Source organism: Vibrio sp. 2134-1 (genome assembly GCF_033339495.1).
Genome location: NZ_JAWOUS010000002.1, coordinates 456,276 through 472,410, shown reverse-complemented (window position 1 = coordinate 472,410; position 16,135 = coordinate 456,276). Strand labels below are relative to the sequence as shown.

Genomic DNA, 16,135 nt, shown 5'->3' with positions numbered 1-16,135 from the left:
CTTACAAATCCTCTATTCCAAGCATGTTACGTCGTAACAACTCTTTCTTTGCAGCTAGCGCATCTGCCTCGTTAAAGCCTTTGAGTACACTAGCGAGAATAACAGCTACAAAAAATGCTCTCGCGCCAGCTTGTTGTGCAGTTGATGAGAGGCTGAGTTTTTTGAAAGTCTCTTCAGCGATGTGCACTGAAGCCATTTCTTTAATCAATGCAGCCCCTTGACCTTTTGATAGTGCGTATATAACAGCTGCCATAAAGCCGACCTCAAGTTTAATATCGATGGTGATAAACCATGTAGAAAGGAAATTTGCAACTGCTTTATGAGTATTAAAATACTGGCGCAGCTCACCATCTGATAGGCTCCAAGGGTTCCACATTGGCTTGGCAATACTTTGCGCTACCAGCATTTGAATCTTACCGAAAAATTTCGAATTCCCTAAAGCCTGTGCCTGCTCAAGGACTTTTCTTTGGTCGCGTCTATTGAGCTGTCGATACAAAATGACACCTGTGATTATAGGCAAAACCTTTTCTCTGTTGTTTCTGATGAAGTTCAAATCGGCATCTAAGCCTGTCAGTACCGCCAATTGAACTACAGGTTCGGCTTTTAGAGTCTGTTCACTATAACCTCTAACCATCGTTAAACCTCCTTTCTTCGATATATAGTATGTGTACAATATAGCCAAGTGACTTGTATGCAAGTTGTTACATTTCTCGTTAGGCTCAAAGTCTCAAAGTTAGGAGGAATTATTACTAATTTTTGAACTTGTGTAGTAAAAATAGTGTGTGGTCAAATGCAGGTTTTTGAATATGAAAAACCAAGATTAGACGTGTGCTTCAAACAACTGGTAAATCGCCACTTTATTCTAGGAAAATGTTTTCTACGCTCAAACATCTATGATGTAGGTATCAATCTTTATTGAGCTTTTTGGTTACGTCTTTCACCGTTTTCTTCTCTTTTTCCGGTGTCATTGCATCAACAGCTTTACCCGCCATCCCTTCATCTGGCAATTTGTCTTTTCCTGCATCAACTGCGGTATCTTTCAGTGCCTCTTTAGGCGTACAGCGCCCCCCAACACCAACCACGGCTTTTGTCGCAGCGGCTTTAGCTGCCTTTTCTGCATCGCAGTCAGGATCCATCACGCTAGCTAAGCTCGTGGCTGAACCAAAAAACAAGATTAACAAAATGAGGTTGCGTTTTTTCATAGTTGTCACCAATGTTGTGAAACATAGGTAAAGTGTAACGGAGAGAAAAGGCTTTGGCTGAGAATTTGTTGGTTTGAGCTTGGGAAGCAAAGTAAGGTGAAAAGAAAAAGTGCCACCGAAGTGACACTTTTTCTTAAGCGTAGAAGGGATTAGTAGTCGTAAACGTCTAACTCCACTTCACGGGCAATATTTCGCTCGTTAATGATCACACCTTCGACTTCGACACGAGCACCATTTAGGTTAAGTTCTTCAATGCCTTGGAAGCGTGTTTGTGCATCAATCACAACGGTGGTGTTACTTAGTACTTGATCAGCATCATTCTCACAATGCTCAATTTCAAACACTCTTGAATCAGCATCGTAGTTTGATACATAGCCTTCACATTCAAACTCTTTACCTCGCCATTGGTTGTCATTGTCAAACTCCAACTGCTCAAATTCGATGACGGTAGCGGTGCGTTTGCCATTTTTCATCACAGAGGTCACTTCTACTTCTTGACCTTGTTCTAGATTAGCTTTGCTACCATCCTCAAAGCGTGTTGCGTTATCAATGAAGAAGGCTCCTCGGTAGTTTAGAGAGAACTCACTATAATCCTTGGCAACCCAAGTCACGATACCTTCCACATCGCTGTCATTTTTTAGATCGTCGTAGTCTTCAACTTGTACCTCATGTGCCATGAAGATACCGTTTTGCATTTCACCTTCTACTTCCACCCATTGGCCGATGCTAAGTTGGCTAATGTTGTCGTAAGATACGGTTATATTTGTACCAAGCTCAAACGTGCCAGCATTTTCATCGATACTGGTAATACGGCCTTCCAGTTCGTAGTCGTTATCAATTACTGGGTAATCGTTATCTACGTCGAGTTCGACCACAGACAACACTCGATAACCCGCATCCGCAGTCGGCAAGGATGACACCATCACCCAGTCGTTGATCTCTATATCATCACTTAAACCGTCAAACTGCAGATCTACGCCGTTTACCGTAAATGTTTTCTTCACATGATCAATCGCTGTGACACGTCCTGTAATGGTTGGTTCAAGTGTGACTCGGACGCCATTGTTCGAAGCTTGCCGAATATCTGACCCCACGCGAACCACCATTTTTGGTTTTACATCGGCCAATTGCACTTGTGTGTCGTCATAAACCACCTCAGACACACGATACGTATGTCCATTGACGGTTAACGTGCTTTCTTCAGCGTTGACCGCTTCAACAGAGCCAATCGCTACACTTGGTTTCACTGCTGGTTGAGTTGATGTGCTATCGCTATTGCTGCCACCACCTGAACCACCACAACCAGACAATGCCAAACCTACTACAGAAATAAGAGCGAGTTTTTTCATTGTATTAACCTCAATTTACGAGCGAGTTTAGGAAATTGCCTGTATCTTATTGGGCATATCGTGAAGAGATCGTGAAGAAATGTGATTTTATGAAAATTTTAATTGTAGATGACAACCATAACGTCTCGGAGACGATTGCAGACTATCTTGAGCTAGAAGGCATGATTATCGATTGTGCGTTTCATGGAGAGGCTGCGATTAAGTTAATCGAGGAAAATCATTACGATGTAATCATCATGGATATCATGATGCCGAAGCTCGATGGCATCAGTACGGTACAGAAGCTTCGACAAGATAAGTTATGTGGAACGCCAATTCTCTTCCTAACGGCAAAAGATACGCTAGAGGACAAAATCGCGGCTTTTAAAGCGGGGGGAGATGATTATTTAATGAAGCCATTTGCGATGGAAGAGCTCAGTTTGCGTGTTCATGCTTTGGCTAATCGTGGTCCAAGACAAGATATCGGAACGCTCAAATTTGCAGATATTTGTTTAGATGCGCGGACAGGAAAAGTAACGAGAAAAGACAAAGAAATTAAGCTGAGTCGAATTCAAACTAAAATTTTAAAATTGCTCCTCCAACGTGCTCCAGGAGCGGTCTCGCGCACAGAAGTGATCGATAGTGTGTGGGGAGACGAACCACCCGGAAGTGATGCACTTCGTAGCCATATTTACGGTTTAAGAACCGCGCTAGACAAAGGTTTTGAAGAATCACGATTAGAGACTATTCATGGACAAGGTTACCGACTTAAAGCATAACGAATATCCAAGCATTTATCGCAAGATCCGTTGGGGTTTTGGGGTCATGACGTTTGTGATGTTTACTCTTTTTTGGTCGCTGATTTATGTGGCAGAAAACAAACTGGAAGTGCTGAGTTTACATCACTGGCTAGATACTGAAGCTGCGCTTTATAGTGAGAATTTCGAGAAACAGGGCTGGGATGCGCCATTGCCAAACGTATTGGAATTCAACTCATATTGGAGTGAAGCACCGACACCCGATTGGTTGCTCTCTTTTACTTCACCTGGTTTTTACGAATATCTGCTTGGTGAAGAAGACAAACACTTTGTTGTATTGAACCATCCCTCAGGGAAGGGGCTTATGTACATTGTGTTTCAAGATGACTCAGATGATTACTTGGACGAATACGAAAGCTCGCTGCATCAGTTTACGCTACTGCTCGGTGGCTTATTTTCATTTGTTATGGTCGGGTATGGCATTTATATGGTGCGAATATTGTCTCGACCACTAGCGCAAATCGAAGAAAAAATTAGCCAAATGTCACCGGATCAACCCGCTTTCCAAGTTGAAACTAAGTTCAGCGAAACACGCCAGATAGAGCAGACTTTGCTGGATAATAAGAACGATATCGCGGGCTATTTCAAACGAGAACAAGAATTTAGCCGTTTTGCATCGCATGAGTTGAGAACGCCAATCATGGTGATTAAAGGCTCAACAGACATTCTGACGCGTCTTCCTGATCAACCTCGAGTTGCGCAAAAAGCCATCACGAGGATGCAGTCAGCTTGTGACGAGATGCGTGTACTGACAGAAGCGTTTCTCTTACTTGGTAAAGAGAAAATAGAGCCTCAACATTACGGAGAGCATCAGCTTCTTACTTGTTTACAAAAACAACTGGAAGAGCTGGCTCCTTTATTTGCCAAGCAAGATTCGAACTACGCTTTGTACGAACAACATAGTGGTGTAGTGAAGGCACCAGAGAGTTTTGTGACCATTGTTATCAACAATCTGATTAAAAACGCCTTTAGCTATAGTGTGGGAGATATTGAAATTGAGTTGAAAGGTCATGCGCTTAAGATCCTAAACCGTCACGATGGCAACGAGACGTACAACGCTGGTTATGGTTGTGGGCTTGTTATCGTACAACGAATATGTGAACGGATGGGGTGGGCGTTAGTACTGGACGATGATGGTGTTCGATTTAGTGCAAAAGTGGAGTTCTGCTCTTAGCTTTGCGCGTATTGATTCAAGTGAGAATTAACGCTCTGGATTTTTCTTGTCGTACGCATCTAACCCGTAGTCAAACAAGAAAAAACTGGAATTTGAATTAGACTGAAGTTAGTGAAGCGGAAACTCGAGGAACCGTTATGCTCTCTTATCAGGTCAGCCGAAGTATTGAAATTAATAAGAATCAAAGTGAAATTATTGGCTATCTCAAGAACTTCAATAACTGGCCCAGCTGGTCACCATGGATCATTCTTGAACCAAGCTGCGAGCTGACATTCAGTGATAATCAGGGCCACGTTGGAGCTGGTTATCAATGGAATGGTCAGCGTATTGGGACTGGCGCGATTGTACTGGAAAGTACTCAAGAGCATCGATTAGATATGGAGCTACATTTCTTTCGCCCAATCAAGAGCCATGGAAAGGTGACTCTAATCGTGACGCCGTCACAAAATGGCTGTTTAGTCGAATGGAAAATGCAATCTCGCGTCCCTTGGTATCTGTTCTTTCTGAAAAGTATGTTTAAGTCGATGATAGAGATGGATTATCAACGTGGGTTACGCATGCTCAAAAGTAAGCTTGAAACCGGAAGAGTGCATTCAGACTTAGTCGAAATAGGTAACCGAACGTTGCCTCAAATTCATTACATTGGGATCAAGGGTGTGGCTAGCTTGCAGGAATTAGGTTCGGTAATTGAGAAGCATGTTCAGCAACTAGAACAGTTAATTAGTGACGAAACCCTATCCGTGAATGGTGAATTGTTTTGTTATTACCAGTCGATGGATATGCAGAAAGGTACATTCGAGTTTATCACTTGCTTTCCTCTTCATAACTCAGTACCAGCGCCTCAAGGGGCGGTTACCGGTACCATTCCTGAGAGTGAAACATTTGTCGTTGAACACCGAGGTGAATATCAGTTTTTGGGAAATGCATGGGCTTTAGCGATGAACTTGGTTCGTCAGAGTGGTATGAAAGTCAAAACCAGTCCTTTAGGAATCGAACGCTATCTGAATAGCCCGAAGGAAACCACGGAAGAAGAGCTAAGAACGGAAATTATTTTGTTTAAGAAATGACAGGCGCAGGCGAGTAGGGTGTTTAGGTATCATACTGGTTATGCGAAATGTTATTAAAGAATAATAGCCTATCTGTTCCTACCCATAAAAATGCCTCAGCAATCGCTGAGGCATGGTTTTACAGGCCAACTTCTCTTGTTAGAGAATTATTGTGCACGGTATTTACCGCTGTTTAGTTCTATTTTAGACGCTTTTACCCGGCTGTCTGCGTTTAGGTAGTCGCTAATACTTAGCAGATCTTGATCTTGAGATGCTTTTAACACCGCTGATTCCCCCTCTGCGAAGATAACTTCTAATTTTAACTCTTTGGCGACTGCTTTCGCTTCGTTAGGATTGTTTACGGTGATGTAAACCAGTCCAGTGGCTTTGGATACGTTACTAAACGCATTCTTAAACACCTCATCACCCGCTTGAAGTTTTACGTCTTCAGATAGGGTTCTAACAGTGCTAGTTTGCACTTTTCGATAGTCTTGGCCATTAATCTCAACCGCTTCTGATGGCACAAACAGTTCTGGTGCAGGCTGTTGAGAGAGCTGTTGCTCAGCGTATACACTCGACGTCATGATAACGAGAGCCAGCATAGAAAATGATTTGTATTTCATGTTATTGACTCCTTAGTGTCCAAATATGCGCATCGACCAGTTCTTAATAACACCGGGCTGAGCGTTGTTTGCCATCGGAACGTCATAGATGGTGGAAGAGTTGAAATATGCAATGTAAGAATAGACTTCATCGCCGTTCGTATCTATTGCTCGCAACGTCCATTCGCCTTTTGCATCTTCGCCATAAAATTGGTTAGACAACATTAATTGATCTTTGTAGCCAGTAATCGATGAATCAAGAGATTGACCAACAAGACCATTGCGCGGTGTTTGCAAAACGGAACGAGTCCCTGATGGCGAAATGAGCTCGATAGCTAAGTCGGGCAGACGAGCGTGGTCCAGTGTCAATGTCACTTGAACGGATTCTACTGTCAGCTCATCGGCAATGGCGATACTTGAAGAACCACCAACTAGACTTGCATCGGGTACACTTACTTCTGTAGCGTTATTAACCCATGGCGTAATGACTTGAGTTGGCAAAACACGATTCGTCATGCGAGCACGTTGCATCGCTTCATCTAAATCTACAGCGCCGAAGCCATAAAAAGTATGGAAATCTACGCCTGCTGCGTTTTTCTGCCAAGGGGCAATAGCCTCGTAGCTAACCTGTTCACCTTTATGGTTAGTAAATTCAAGCTGTACGCCTGGATGCGCTTTATCCGTTACTTTTGCTGTTTCCGCTAGTAAAGCACGTACATCACGAGCAGAAAGTGCGTGGTTGGTTGACATGATTGCCGCGATGGCACCCGATGTGTTTGGCGCAGCCGATGAGGTTCCGTTCATCGTACTGGTATAGTTACAGTTCGGATCGAGCTCCGTTCCGCCGTGTAACCCATTAATGCCAAGGCCATCACTGGTATTTTGCCCTTCTTCACAACCCATTAAATCAGTGGTGACCATAGCAGGGAAATCTTGCCCATATTCACCTGCTGGTGCTGCAACCCACACGTTCGACCCCACCGATGAGTAACTCGCTCTCGTACCATCCGCTCGCAATGCACTAGTGACTAGATTGAAGTAATTGGCGTTATCATAAGACTGAGCAGAGTTGTGCATCGGTAAGCCTTGATTGTCTCCACCAGCAAAGAAGTTACTTGGCAATACGAAGAATCGCCCTGCATTGAAATAACGGTAACCATTACCTGCTGACTTTACAAATACAGCACCTCGACCCCATGCGTTACTCTCGCTGACGTTTTTCATCACGTCCATTTCAAGTTTTAGCTGAGGGTCGCTTTCATCAAAAGTAATCGGGTTTATAGGGCTGAAACCGTAACTTTGGTTAAATACGCGAACATCGCGTGTTGCTGGGTCCATGCCATGGGAGATTAACCAGCCTTCTAATGTCTGGTTGGCTAACCAGTTAAAACCGATGAGGGAAGAGTGATAAGCGACACCGCGTCCGCCTTCACCGTTGTTGCCGACGGCGCTAATCAAACCGGCTACAGCAGTGCCATGACCATTAGTATCAACCGGATAACTTGGTGGGAATGAAGAGTCTTCGACGAAGTTTCTGCTACCTGTAACTATATTACCTGCAAGGTCGGGGTGATCGATCTGCACTCCAGAATCAATAACAGCAACTTTCACACCAACACCTGCAATCCCCATTGCCTGAGTGAGCTTAGTGTTTAAGTCGTTCCCAGCAACAGCAGGATTAGCCGCAAACGCAGTTTGCCCCGTGTTGTCTAAGTGCCATTGTTCAGAATAGAGTGGATCAAACGCCGAGACGGCAGGTGCAATGCCTACTGCCAACATAGCAGCAAATAGGCGATTAATGCGTATTTCCATTTTTGACCTCATGTCTTTGTTTGGAATTTTTTAGTTCCTGTTTCATATTCCGCTAACAGGAACAAACAAAGCTAACGACAAAGAATAAGGACGAAAACCATTTACAACTTGTTTACATTAAAAGTTCGATGGACAACATAAGTCTTTGTTAATTTACTGAAACTATGAAGTTTTTATATGTCGCATCGAACATGCATGAAAAGTGAAAAGCAGAAAATACGAGTGTACCGTCTGCTTCAAGAGGGGGGGTTATTTAGTTGGAGCGGGTTGAATAGTTGCCATTGGTTTCTTAGGTTCGGCTTTTTCCTTAGGCAGCACGTTATCAATCCACTTTTTAATGTACAACTTATCGAATTCTTTATCACACCACTTTTTGTTTAATCCACGTCGATTGAACTCAGCACCAATCGCCACTTTGGTTTGGTTGGTTGCACGGTTGTAGTAGAGAGTTTCACATAGTTGAGTGTTACTCATTTGCTGGGCATATACATTGACACTGCTGCTGCGCATTCCCAGTTGAGATGCTTGCTGATTACTACACGCCATAAGAAATAGAGGCGCAAAAGTAATAATGATTAGATTTTTTTTCATGTGTGCTTTTTTATGATGTAGGATGAATGATGAACTGGTTTCTACCAGCTTGCTTCGCATCATACAAAGCTTGGTCTGCCAAGAAAAACCACTGATCCCATTCTTGTTTAATTGTTTGTGCCGACAGTTTGTCCACTGCTCCAAGGGAAATTGTCGCGCTTAATGGTTTAGAGTCAACCACCAATGGCGTGTTTTCAACAGTATATCTCAATCGCTCCAAAAACTTAGCGCAATCTTCAGCTCGCTGTACTTCGAATAATAGGACAAACTCTTCTCCACCCCAACGAATGAGTAGGTCACCAGAGCGAGTGGATTCATTAAATAGCGTGGCAATATGAGTCAGCATTTTATCGCCAATATCGTGTCCATATTGATCATTAAAGGTTTTAAAATGATCAACATCTAAAACTGCTAAGGCAAATGTTCTATCTGGGCTTCTACGAGCCATTTTGTCCAGCCAAATGTGAAGATAGCGACGGTTATGCAGTTGAGTTAACGGATCGGTAGTATTTTCTTGAGTGAGTGCTTTATTAATACGTCTAACGCGCAGTACGTAACGAAAACCAACGACACCAATTGCCGTAATAGCGATAAAGTAGAACATTTCTCGATAGCGCTGCGAACGCAGTTCAGACGCTTGTAGCGCATTTTTTGTTTCTAGCAATTTGAGTTCTTTCTGGGCTAACTTAGCTTCGAGATCAAACTTAATGTTAATCATCTCTTCACCATGAATATGATGAGAAAACTCAGCCTCTAGCTCTCTTAATTGGGTTAAATAATGAAAAGCAGCTTCATAGTCATTAAGAATTTGATGAGCGTTTACCAGTACCGAAAGCATATCAATACGCTGACGCAGCTCTAATTCACTGGTTGATTTGGTTTGTTCTAGAACGTTAAGTGCTGTTGTAATAGCTTTATCGTATTGTTTGTTTGCGAGGTAAGCCTCTGCAAATGCCTCGTAACAAGACGTTTTTAGCATTTCTAGATTTTTTGGAATGGGCAGGTCAACGCAACGTTGTGCTACCATTAATGCATCATCAATTTTTCCTACCGAGCTCAACATTTGTGAAAAGCTGGATAAAGAGTGGTGCTTGACTGTGTCAGACCCCGTTTGCATTGAAAGTCGAATGGCTTCATTGAAATAATATTCCGCTTTTTTGTTATCTCCGAGGCTCGAGTGAACGATGCTAAGGTTTGCGTAGATAACCCCCATAAAAAAGCTATTATCGTATTGATATTCGCTCTCTAGGTAAGTGTCGAGAGCTTGCGTTAGGTAACTGTTGGCCCGAGCCCAATCTGATGCGTCGATGTAGACCGTCCCAATGTTGTTCAGTGTCATCGCGACTTGTATTTCAAACACTGTTTTTTCTAATAACTCATAGGCATTGCGATAATATTTTAGGCCACTGCGTAGTTGATTTCGAGATACTTCTAGATTGCCTAACCAGCGGTAAGCACGGCCTTCTAATGCTAGATAACCAAGATCACGGGCTGTAGAAACAACGTCATGGAGTAACAATTCTGCGTTCCAGTTATCGTCTTGCTCAATCATTGTTACAGCCTTATTGAGCTGTGCTTCAGCGACGACCCATTCCAAATGGTGCTTTTTACCGAATTCGATTAAATCGGGCATATCTTTCGGTAATGGAACACCTTCGTAACGCTTAAGGTACTTTCGTGCAAAGTAATACAGAGCAAGAGACTCTGCTGATGCATTCTGTGGCGTATTTAACTCATCTTTTTGAATTGATCGCGGCTTACCCATCGAGCGAAAGTAGAGTTTTAACATGGGCTTGCTTTCTGCTGAAATGTGTTCTTCCAGATAAGCTTGCTTTTCGGTACTCGCCAGTACGTTGGTCGGATGCAAGAAAAGTCCAAGTGCAGTACAAAGTGCGCAAGCCAGTTTTTTAATTGAGAAGTGCATGAGCGTATTAATAAAATGTGATCTCTTAGCCGAATACCAGTTAAGTCTACCATTTCTTGTTGGTTAAGTGCGGATGGATTCCCAGTGGTAAAGTGTTTTGGGAGTGAGAGACGAGAAGGCTCTCTATAATATTATGATTTATAAAACAAAATCTATTGAAAACTTATGCAATGATTAGACGATGGTATAGACAAGGTAACGATGACAGGTAGGCGAGCATATTGGGTGGACTCAATCTAATGATTCAAGCCGCGGATTCATCGCTCAAAATCATGGCGAAGTGTAAAAAATTACGTTTCTGTCATAAATATTTAATGTTTGTATGGGTTGTTAAAAAACTGGATATTAGACATAGTGTTATTAAGCCAATAAAAAATGGCTTTTATAATAAATAGGAGATTAACTATGCATAATGAAATGATTCAACCTTCGCACTTCGGTATTATCGGCCGGACCTGCATCGCTTCAGTACTTATGATTGCGGGTGTTTTCGCTCTTATTTAAGAGTCAAGGGTAACGATGATTACCTTTTAAAGAGTAAGAAAATTCAGGGAATCACCTTAACCTTGTGTAAGGTATTCCCCTGAAAATCCAAGCTAGTCTTTAGTTATTAGCTGAAGAAGCTAAAAATCAATGCACTTACCGCCACAATGCCTGCTGCTAGAACAAAGTAAGTAGAGACATTTCCTCGATATTGTTTCATCGCCTCGATTTTATACACCGCTAACATTGGCATAATAAATAAGATCATTGCAATAACAGGCCCTGACAATGCTTCCATCATACCAAGAATACTTGGGTTCATGATCGCCGCCGCCCAGATTGAGAAGAACAGTGCTGCCACGCTGATACGATCAACACGCTTCTCAGATAGGTTAAAATGCTTGGTAATTAAACCATTTAAGCTTTCACGCGCACCTAAAAAATGCCCAAGGAAAGATGAAGTGATAGCAACAAACGCTACTAAAGGACCAAGTGTTGCAATAAATGGATTATCGGTTGCGTTCGCTAAGTAAGACAATACGGATACGTTTTGTTCTTTTGCTTGAGCCAATTGTTCAGGTGACAGTGTTAGCACACAGGAAAATACAAAAATAAGAACAAAGGCAATAAGCATGATGCTAGTGCGACGAAGAATAACTTCGGATTTGGCATCTGCCTGCTTACCATAATGGCGACGTTGTACATTTGCAAAGCTTGAAATTGCAGCTGCGTGACTAAACGAGAAAATCACTACAGGAACTGCTAACCACATAGTGCTAGCAAAAGCTGACGCTTCTGGCATATCCATGACAGGCATGGTCCAGTTCGGTATTAAGTAAAATGATAGAAAGGCAAGAATGGCAACAAGTGGGAACACCATAATGGCAAAGGCCCGTAGCATTACTTTTTCACCCGCCATCATAATAGCAATTAGTGCAAACACTAGTACGCCAGAAAGCAAAGGTCTAGGTAAAGAAGCCATATCAGCCTGATTTACCATGAAGCTATCTACTGTGTTTGTTATTCCAACCCCATATATCAACAGGATCGGGAAGATCGAAAGAAAATACAGCAGTGAAATAGAACGACCTGCTTTTGCGCCGAAGTGCTCTTCCACTACATCAGTGAAGTCTGCGTTTTTGATCTTAGAAGATAGTACAAAACGAGCTAAGCCACGGTGCGCAAGATAGGTCATTGGAAAAGCAAGTACTGCCATCGCGACTAAAGGCCAAAAACCACCAATCCCAAGGTTAATTGGCAGAAACAGGATGCCTGCGCCAACGGCTGTTCCAAATAGGCTAAGAACCCAATGTGTATCATGTTTTGACCAAGCTGTGGTTGTGTTTATTTCACTAGGATTTAAGGCATTTCGAGATTCTTTCACTTTAAAACTCGCTTTTATAAAAATAATAATGCTGAAAATGGTAAAGGTTTTAGTGTTTATTATCACATGCGAAGCTTGGTGAATAATGCTGTGGATTTGGGGTGGTTGTAAATTATCCAACTATGAATTTTTTAATAAACCAGAATAAAGTTCTTAATTTTAATGATCTTAATGGTTGTATGTTTTGAAATTTTCATCTTGTATGGTTTTTGATTTTGCGGTTAAAACTTAATCACGGATGTATGTTCTAAGTGAGTTAGGCCTAATTTTCAGGAAGAATATTACATTTCTTAAGCACTTAATTGAGATGTTTGTGTCCCGTCATTTAGATGAGATTTAGGTATACTGCTGCCATTCATGTTAAAGAAGGAGTCATTGAATGGACATCTTGTCTGCGCAAAAAGAGGACTTATTTGCCATATATAAGCTCGAAAATACTTTATTTGGAGAACACGCCTATCCTCAATTTTTCTTTCGGCAAGCTTTTGATTGTTGGGGAGAGAGTTTACTGGTAGCAAAAGAGGGAGAGCAGGTCGCAGGGTATATATTGCTAACGACTAGCACAAATGCACATCAATATTGGATCATGTCATTGGCCGTCGATATTCAACATAGAGGTAAAGGTATTGCGCGTTCCCTCCTAGAAAACGTTATTGCGTCGTTGACGTTAGGCTCAAGCGTGAAATTGACTGTCGATCCTAAGAACCAACCTGCATTGTCTTTATACCTCTCCCTTGGCTTTAAAACGTTAGAAGAAGAAGCGCATTATTTTGGTGACGAAGAATCCAGGTTAGTTATGGAATTAGTAAAGTAATACTGCACGATAATGACCGAAATTTGCACACAATCAGTGCGTAGCATTACGTTGCTATAATTGGTTTTAAGCTAACCCTTTGTATAGTAAGGGTTTTTGATCTTGGCACCTCACTTGCTTTACATAAACGTTCATCGATAACTCGATGCGCCGCTCTTAATAGCAGGCGAGAGCGGTATAGGGTATTACTTTTTTGAGCTTTTATAGGCAATGCAGCCTCTCTCGTTTCGGGAGAGGTTTTTTTTCGCTTGTAGCTCGTCATTCTAAGGAAAGAATCAGGGGGCGGAATGTCGCAAGGATGCAAAAAAACCACTTGTCCCTATTGTGGTGTTGGATGTGGTGTCGAGGTCAATGCGAAAGGAATCGTTGGGGATGCGTGTCATCCTGCAAATGAGGGATCACTGTGCGTAAAGGGCGTCGCGCTGGCAGAGAGCTTGAATATGCCTTCGCGCTTGCTGTATCCAAAGCTTGTCACCAAGCAGCGACCTCAAGGGCAAGAAGTACAATGGCAACAAGCCACGGATCTAATTGCAGAGAAGATTCATCAAGCGAAAGCAGAGTTTGGACCGGATTCCGTCGCGATGTACGTGTCAGGTCAGTTGCTAACGGAAGACTATTACGTCGCCAACAAACTCATGAAAGGCTATGTTGGCAGCGCAAACATCGATACGAACTCCCGTTTGTGTATGTCTTCGGCGGTTGCGGCTCATGTACGAGCATTTGGTGAAGATGTCGTTCCCGTCAATTACGACGATATTGATAAGACTGAGCTATTGATAATTTGCGGTGCTAATACCGCTTGGACGCATCCTGTTTTATTCCGACGTATTCAACAAGCGAGAGAAAACAATCCTAACCTCAAGCTGGTGGTCATTGACCCGCGTGAAACGGTCACAGCACAGCAAGCCGATTTGCATCTACCGATTAAAAACGATGGGGATGTATCACTTTTTAATGGGCTGCTTAAGTTTCTTATTGAGCAGCAATGCATTGATTCTGAATACATAAATTCCTATACCGACGGGTTTGATACACTTAAAGAAGAAGTCTCTGACTTGCGTTACGATGTCACTAATCTAACGTCTTCAATTGGGATTTCAGAAGAAAAACTCACGACATTCTTCCAATGGTTTGCGCAAAGCCCAACCGCAATCACGTTGTTTTGCCAAGGGGTTAACCAAGCCGAAAATGGTGTCGATAAAGGCAATGCCATTATTAATGCACATTTGGCGTCAGGTAAAATTGCCAAGTCAGGTTGCGGACCATTTTCAATTACAGGTCAGCCGAATGCGATGGGCGGGCGAGAAGTCGGTGGATTGGCAAATCAATTAGCGGTTCATCGCGCTTTTGATGCAGAGTCTATCAAGCAAGTGCAGGCGTTTTGGGATTCACCAGAAATTGCCACTCAGCCCGGTTTAAAAGCCGTTGAGCTGTTTGAGGCGGTAGAACGTGGTGAGATTAAAGTTCTCTGGATCATGGCAACCAATCCGGTTGTCTCTTTGCCAGATAACCAATTGGTAAAACGAGCACTAGAGATTTGTCCGTTTGTGATTGTTTCCGATATCACAGCGGATTCGGATGTAGCGCATTACGCGGACCTGTTGCTGCCCGCTGCTGGCTGGGGGGAGAAGCAAGGCATGGTGACCAATTCTGAGCGTCGACTTTCAAGGCAGCGCCAGTTTCAAACGCCTCCGGGTGAAGCAAAATCAGATTGGTGGGCGATAAGCCAAGTCGGGCAAGCTCTGTGTGCATTGGAAAAGACACAAAATGGCTTTGCGTTTACTTCTGAGCGGGCGGTATTCAGGGAATATGCGGCGATGACAGGCATGAATGCAGATTCGCCATTGAAGCTAGATCTTTCTCAATACGCCAACTTAACCGAGCAAGAATACGAAGAGTGGGTGCCGACACAATGGGGAGGAGAGCGTCCTTTTGCTGATGGAATCTATTCGCACCAAGATGGAAAAGCGCGCTTTGTCGTGACCAGTGAATCTCCAACGCGTTTAGAAAGAACAAAAGGCTGGTGGCTCAATACGGGCAGGCAACGTGATCAATGGCATACCATGACGCGCACAGGTCATATCGCACACCTTGCCGCCTCTGAGTTAGAACCAACCGTGTACATGAACACACTCTCTGCTACTCAAAATCGCTTAAAAGCAGGACAACTCACCAAGCTGTTTCAGCCTACTTCAAACACCAGTATTTATGCCAAAGTTGCCATTGATGAAGGTTTGGGTTTTCAAGAGCTATTTATGTCAATGCACTGGGCGGGTCGATATGGCGGTGAAAGCAGTGTTAACGCGATAGTAAACAGCGCAAAAGACCCTATTTCCGGGCAGCCTGCGTTTAAGTCGTCTTATGTTGAAGTGCAAGACGCAGCGGTCAAAACCTACGGTATGTTCGTCGGTACACAGTTTGATTCCGGCAAGTTTCTCTACAGCGCATTTCAAGCAGAAAGCAATTTGGGCATTTGGCGCTTTGCACACGATAAGCGACCAAAGAAGCAGAGTTTTTGTCGAACAGACAAGAGCCGCAGGATTACGATGGATATTGCCCAGGGTTGGCTCGCGGTGGATTACGACCTTGTTGGAGACGTTCGTATCATTCGCTCTGTTTTGGTGGTGTCTAGCGAACCGATTCAAACCGACTACACCAACTTTACCGGTTTGATTGGCAAACCGATGGAGCTATCGCAACTGCTTACCATCACTCAATCGCAAAGCAGTGCCAAACTGGTTTGTAGTTGTTTCCGCGTCACCGATAAACAAATACATGACGCGATGGAGAAACAAGACTGCACTTCACTGACTCAACTTCAAAACAAACTCAAATGCGGCACTAACTGTGGCTCGTGCGTCTCTCAAATCAAACAAATGGTCGACAGCCATCAGCATCAAAAGGGCAAACAGCAAGCGAACCAGCAAAGTCTGGCGATTCAAATTAAGTAAGTCATA

At 43.1% G+C, this 16,135-nt stretch carries 13 protein-coding genes; 5 read left to right on the top strand and 8 right to left on the bottom strand.

The window, feature by feature from the left end:
• Window position 1 precedes the first annotated feature (1 nt).
• The 3 genes from R7R78_RS04495 to R7R78_RS04485 all read right to left on the bottom strand — a co-directional run bounded on the left by R7R78_RS04495 (window position 2) and on the right by R7R78_RS04485 (window position 2,551).
• Entirely contained in the window at window positions 2–634 is a 633-nt protein-coding gene (locus tag R7R78_RS04495; protein ID WP_225473152.1) for a hypothetical protein, read from the bottom strand.
• A gap of 271 nt (window positions 635–905) precedes the next feature.
• The gene (locus R7R78_RS04490) at window positions 906–1,202 is read right to left on the bottom strand and encodes a hypothetical protein (RefSeq protein WP_017634219.1); all 297 of its coding nucleotides are present in this window, start codon (window positions 1,200–1,202) and stop codon (window positions 906–908) included.
• Window positions 1,203–1,351: 149 nt separating this feature from the next.
• Window positions 1,352–2,551: a DUF5666 domain-containing protein gene (locus R7R78_RS04485; RefSeq protein ID WP_225473151.1), complete on the bottom strand. Its 1,200-nt coding sequence runs from the start codon at window positions 2,549–2,551 to the stop codon at window positions 1,352–1,354.
• A gap of 89 nt (window positions 2,552–2,640) precedes the next feature.
• On the opposite strand from R7R78_RS04485, the gene R7R78_RS04480 reads away from it, so the two are divergent.
• The 3 genes from R7R78_RS04480 to R7R78_RS04470 all read left to right on the top strand — a co-directional run bounded on the left by R7R78_RS04480 (window position 2,641) and on the right by R7R78_RS04470 (window position 5,589).
• Window positions 2,641–3,309, top strand: coding sequence for a response regulator transcription factor (locus R7R78_RS04480; RefSeq protein WP_225473150.1), 669 nt, complete (start codon window positions 2,641–2,643; stop codon window positions 3,307–3,309).
• Entirely contained in the window at window positions 3,281–4,522 is a 1,242-nt protein-coding gene (locus R7R78_RS04475) for a sensor histidine kinase (RefSeq protein ID WP_054578981.1), read from the top strand. The genes R7R78_RS04480 and R7R78_RS04475 overlap by 29 nt, the downstream gene beginning before the upstream one ends.
• A gap of 137 nt (window positions 4,523–4,659) precedes the next feature.
• Complete coding sequence (locus R7R78_RS04470) at window positions 4,660–5,589, top strand: SRPBCC family protein (protein ID WP_149192222.1); 930 nt, start codon at window positions 4,660–4,662, stop codon at window positions 5,587–5,589.
• A gap of 146 nt (window positions 5,590–5,735) precedes the next feature.
• Here R7R78_RS04470 and R7R78_RS04465 read toward each other — a convergent pair whose 3' ends face one another.
• From R7R78_RS04465 to R7R78_RS04445, 5 genes are all read right to left on the bottom strand, one after another.
• On the bottom strand, window positions 5,736–6,191 hold the full coding sequence (locus R7R78_RS04465; RefSeq protein WP_054578979.1) for a hypothetical protein: 456 nt from the start codon (window positions 6,189–6,191) through the stop codon (window positions 5,736–5,738).
• A 12-nt stretch (window positions 6,192–6,203) separates the two neighbouring features.
• The gene (locus R7R78_RS04460; RefSeq protein ID WP_054579021.1) at window positions 6,204–7,982 is read right to left on the bottom strand and encodes a S8 family peptidase; all 1,779 of its coding nucleotides are present in this window, start codon (window positions 7,980–7,982) and stop codon (window positions 6,204–6,206) included.
• Window positions 7,983–8,231: 249 nt separating this feature from the next.
• Window positions 8,232–8,573 carry a hypothetical protein gene (locus tag R7R78_RS04455; RefSeq protein ID WP_017820239.1) on the bottom strand — a complete coding sequence of 114 codons (342 nt, stop codon included), beginning with the start codon at window positions 8,571–8,573 and terminating at the stop codon, window positions 8,232–8,234.
• 10 nt (window positions 8,574–8,583) lie between these two features.
• Window positions 8,584–10,497, bottom strand: a complete 1,914-nt coding sequence (locus R7R78_RS04450; protein ID WP_086047335.1) for a tetratricopeptide repeat-containing diguanylate cyclase — start codon at window positions 10,495–10,497, stop codon at window positions 8,584–8,586.
• A gap of 610 nt (window positions 10,498–11,107) precedes the next feature.
• Entirely contained in the window at window positions 11,108–12,364 is a 1,257-nt protein-coding gene (locus R7R78_RS04445; protein ID WP_086047610.1) for an aromatic amino acid transport family protein, read from the bottom strand.
• A gap of 379 nt (window positions 12,365–12,743) precedes the next feature.
• Between R7R78_RS04445 and R7R78_RS04440 the strand changes: the two genes are divergently transcribed.
• Together R7R78_RS04440 and R7R78_RS04435 are read left to right on the top strand one after the other, a co-directional pair.
• Window positions 12,744–13,178 carry a GNAT family N-acetyltransferase gene (locus tag R7R78_RS04440; RefSeq protein ID WP_017634213.1) on the top strand — a complete coding sequence of 145 codons (435 nt, stop codon included), beginning with the start codon at window positions 12,744–12,746 and terminating at the stop codon, window positions 13,176–13,178.
• A 287-nt stretch (window positions 13,179–13,465) separates the two neighbouring features.
• Window positions 13,466–16,129, top strand: coding sequence for a nitrate reductase (locus R7R78_RS04435; protein ID WP_225473149.1), 2,664 nt, complete (start codon window positions 13,466–13,468; stop codon window positions 16,127–16,129).
• Window positions 16,130–16,135 lie beyond the last annotated feature (6 nt).

What these genes read in the sequence shown, in the direction of transcription:
- R7R78_RS04495 (WP_225473152.1), bottom strand. Translation starts at nt 634, where the DNA reads ATGGTTAGAGGTTATAGTGAACAGACTCTAAAAGCCGAACCTGTAGTT.
- R7R78_RS04490 (WP_017634219.1), bottom strand. Translation starts at nt 1,202, where the DNA reads ATGAAAAAACGCAACCTCATTTTGTTAATCTTGTTTTTTGGTTCAGCC.
- R7R78_RS04485 (WP_225473151.1), bottom strand. Translation starts at nt 2,551, where the DNA reads ATGAAAAAACTCGCTCTTATTTCTGTAGTAGGTTTGGCATTGTCTGGT.
- R7R78_RS04480 (WP_225473150.1), top strand. Translation starts at nt 2,641, where the DNA reads ATGAAAATTTTAATTGTAGATGACAACCATAACGTCTCGGAGACGATT.
- R7R78_RS04475 (WP_054578981.1), top strand. Translation starts at nt 3,281, where the DNA reads ATGGACAAGGTTACCGACTTAAAGCATAACGAATATCCAAGCATTTAT.
- R7R78_RS04470 (WP_149192222.1), top strand. Translation starts at nt 4,660, where the DNA reads ATGCTCTCTTATCAGGTCAGCCGAAGTATTGAAATTAATAAGAATCAA.
- R7R78_RS04465 (WP_054578979.1), bottom strand. Translation starts at nt 6,191, where the DNA reads ATGAAATACAAATCATTTTCTATGCTGGCTCTCGTTATCATGACGTCG.
- R7R78_RS04460 (WP_054579021.1), bottom strand. Translation starts at nt 7,982, where the DNA reads ATGGAAATACGCATTAATCGCCTATTTGCTGCTATGTTGGCAGTAGGC.
- R7R78_RS04455 (WP_017820239.1), bottom strand. Translation starts at nt 8,573, where the DNA reads ATGAAAAAAAATCTAATCATTATTACTTTTGCGCCTCTATTTCTTATG.
- R7R78_RS04450 (WP_086047335.1), bottom strand. Translation starts at nt 10,497, where the DNA reads ATGCACTTCTCAATTAAAAAACTGGCTTGCGCACTTTGTACTGCACTT.
- R7R78_RS04440 (WP_017634213.1), top strand. Translation starts at nt 12,744, where the DNA reads ATGGACATCTTGTCTGCGCAAAAAGAGGACTTATTTGCCATATATAAG.
- R7R78_RS04435 (WP_225473149.1), top strand. Translation starts at nt 13,466, where the DNA reads ATGTCGCAAGGATGCAAAAAAACCACTTGTCCCTATTGTGGTGTTGGA.